The 3,186-nt window shown below is 37.2% G+C and carries 1 protein-coding gene; it reads left to right on the plus strand.

The window, feature by feature from the left end:
• The first annotated feature begins 1,450 nt into the window (after positions 1-1,450).
• The gene (locus tag AAC037_RS22515) at positions 1,451-3,022 is read left to right on the plus strand and encodes a vitamin K epoxide reductase family protein (protein ID WP_339905781.1); all 1,572 of its coding nucleotides are present in this window, start codon (positions 1,451-1,453) and stop codon (positions 3,020-3,022) included.
• Positions 3,023-3,186: the final 164 nt, after the last annotated feature.

A 3,186-nucleotide genomic window follows, 5' to 3' on the forward strand; every position in this document is an offset into this window, starting at 1 on the left:
AATTCAGCGAAAAAAATCACACCATTCGGAGGTTTTGTTTTTTTTATAATTCTTTTTGTTTCCGGTCTTTCTGATCTGGTTAATAAACATATGGGCATTATGAGGAATACCTTCTGCCTCTCATATAGTGATATTTTGCCAATCACCTGGCTATATACCTTAACGGTTGTGACTGTTAAGAGGATATCAATGACCATCTGAAGAAATATCTTTAGAAGGTAAAGGGAATGCATGTATGTAGTGATGATACCATTCTAAGGGGGTTTAAGGAACTGGCTACGGATACTTGGACCTGGATTGTCTCCTATGTGTTGACGAAATAATTGCACTCTGAATATATAAATTTCGATTATGATAAAAAATGTAATATAAGATGATGATTAGAAATGAGTATGGTTTAAATGATAGAATGGTTAAGAGATGGAAGCGAGAATACTTGGATAAATCAGATTATTTTGATGAAAAATGGGAAGTTGGTCCAGAAGTACAATCGCTTAAAGATTAGAGAAAAGAGTTAAGTAAAATCACCTTAGATTGTGATATACAAAAAAATACAGTAATCATCCCTGTCTGCTGACAGGCAGGTTTGCCAAGAGTGACATATGAGATACAATTTCCTTTAAAAAATCGAAGTATTTATTCTGGTGAGAAAATTTTTAGAAAAATGAGAGTCAGTATAAACACCTACTATTTCTGATTTAAGACAAAAGAATTCAAGCATTTCACCACCTTGGGGGCAATGGCAAGAGCAAACCTGATAAAATAAGGCTGCTTTCAAACGATTCTCAAAATAAACCAGCTAAGCAAACTGAAAGTAATCTGGAAGTAGTACAACTGGATATCTTCGCAATCGAGCAAGGGCATGTTTTCATGAAAAAGGGAAAATCGACCTAGAATCGCTCAAATCAAAGTAATTTTAAACTTGAATAAAATTACTTGGACGAATCTATCCTTTTTTATAAATTATTTAGAATGAAATAATTAGTTTTTCCTGTAGAAAGATGTTTTTTTCAAGGGAAAAATAAAGGTAATTTTCAATTATTTCATCTTTTTAACATTTTATATGACTTTATTACTAAAAAATATTTATATTTAAAATAATTTGAATTTTATAATAAACAACATATATTGCTAATAGTTTTAGTTTTTCACATAACTATGAACTAGCACTGTGAGTGATGGCAGCGTAGCTATTTGAGTTGTGTGTTTGTAAATTAATTTCATAAAGAAAAAATCATTAAGTCATTTTAACCATAATTATAATGAATACATTCAGGTGGAATCGTAGCACCAATTATAATAAGTTAAATTAAATCTTCCATAATTATTATTTCAAAGAAATTTATCCTTCTTACTTATGAGGGGCTTTTTAATAAACAAATCTAGAGGGGCCATGGTAAAGTCTATAAATGAAATTAATGCCATTATATAATTTTAGAATCCGTACCAAATGAATAATTGTTTCAACACTTCCAAAAGAATCCTCGAATTGCTGAAAATTCGCTTTACTAATAACTACCTAAAGGAAGAAATCCTTACCCATCCGCAATTCCCCAGTTTGCTGACCCTTTCGGATGTGTTGGAAAAGTACCATATCAGCACACTTCCCCTTAAGATCGGAAAAGAGAAGCTGGATCAGATTCCCATGCCCTGTATCGTGCAGGTCCGGGTACAGGGAAAGGAATATTTCCAAACCCTTTCCCATATCGCTGGAGACATTTTTTCCGGATATGATGAAATGGGGAAGGGATTTAAAGTAAGCAGGGAGGATTTTCTGAATTCATGGACCGGGGTGGTTTTGGCGGTAGAAAAAAGCGACCACGCAGTGGAACCGAGAATTGAAGTACGCCTTCAAAAAGTGAAAATACAGGCCTTCCTGACAGGCGGTCTGGTCCTGTGCGCTTTAATTGCAGTAGGTTTCGGATGGAATGACCTGATGGAAACCAGGTACGGACTTGCCGCAGCAGGCTTACTGCTGCTGAAGCTGAGCGGTATGGGTATTTCGGGATTGATTTTATGGCAAGAAATTGACAAAGATAATCCGTTGGTTCAAAAATTTTGCAATGGGGGAGGGAAAACGGACTGCAATACGGTATTAGATACTAAAGCTCTCAAGTTTGCGGATGGGGCTATTAGTCCCGGTTCCCTAGCCTTTGCTTACTTCTTTGGAGGCGCCCTGATGCTACTAACCCAATTATCTTCCCTAAGATTATTACCCACCTTTGCTTGGCTAAGTCTGGCAACGCTTCCGGTCGTGGGGATATCTTTTTATTACCAGGCATTCAAGATAAAGAAATGGTGCCGGATATGCCTGATCCTACTTGCTGCCTTGCTTCTGGAAATGACATTGGCATGGGCGCAGCAGTTATTTCAGCATCCGATAGACTTACCGGCGATTGCTGCTTTTGCTTTTCTTTTTATTGGCATTCTTTTGGGATGGATTTATCTGAAACCGATGCTGGAGGCAAAAGATCTTCTTTTTACTTACAAGAGAAACCTGAAAAAATTAAAAAGCGATCCGGTAATTTTTGACAGCCTACTTTCCCGCTCAAAGAAGTTAAGCCATCCAACCTGGGATCTGGGTATACTATTAAAAAACGAATCCGCCAGGTATCAAGTCATCAAGGTTTGTAATCCCTATTGTGGACCCTGTTCCGAGGCACATCCGGAATTAGAGGGTTTGGTGGAAGATGGAACCATTGACTTACAGATCATATTTTTTCCCAATGGCAGCATGGATGATCACCATGCAAAAACCATCAGCCATTTAATGGCAATAAACAGCAAAGGGGACCCCAAGGTAACGAAGAAAGCATTAGATATCTGGTATACTGCCGAAAAAAAGGACTATGAGGTTTTTGCCGGGCAGTATCCCATGAATGGAGAACTTGACCAACAGCAGGAAAAACTTCTGGCCATGAAGATCTGGTGTGAAAGGAAGGAATCACCCATACACCGACTATTTTTATCAATGGACATGAATTGCCAAAAGAATACCGAATTGCAGACCTCAAGGAAATAAATGCCTACAAGTAGGTAAATATAAATATTCTATCGCGATGAATGGGCACAAATCCCGGGTGTCCTTAGCTGGTCCGGGGAAATAATAAACTTTATTTATCAAAAGCAAAATGAAAAAGTTGAATTTAGAAAGATTAAAGTTGACAGCAAAGGATGTGTTGCAAC

Origin of the sequence: uncultured Cyclobacterium sp., assembly GCF_963976465.1 — a bacterium.
Classification (GTDB): Bacteria; Bacteroidota; Bacteroidia; order Cytophagales; family Cyclobacteriaceae; genus Cyclobacterium.

Coding starts and splice junctions, on each gene's coding strand:
- AAC037_RS22515 (WP_339905781.1), top strand. CDS start 1,451: ATGAATAATTGTTTCAACACTTCCAAAAGAATCCTCGAATTGCTGAAA.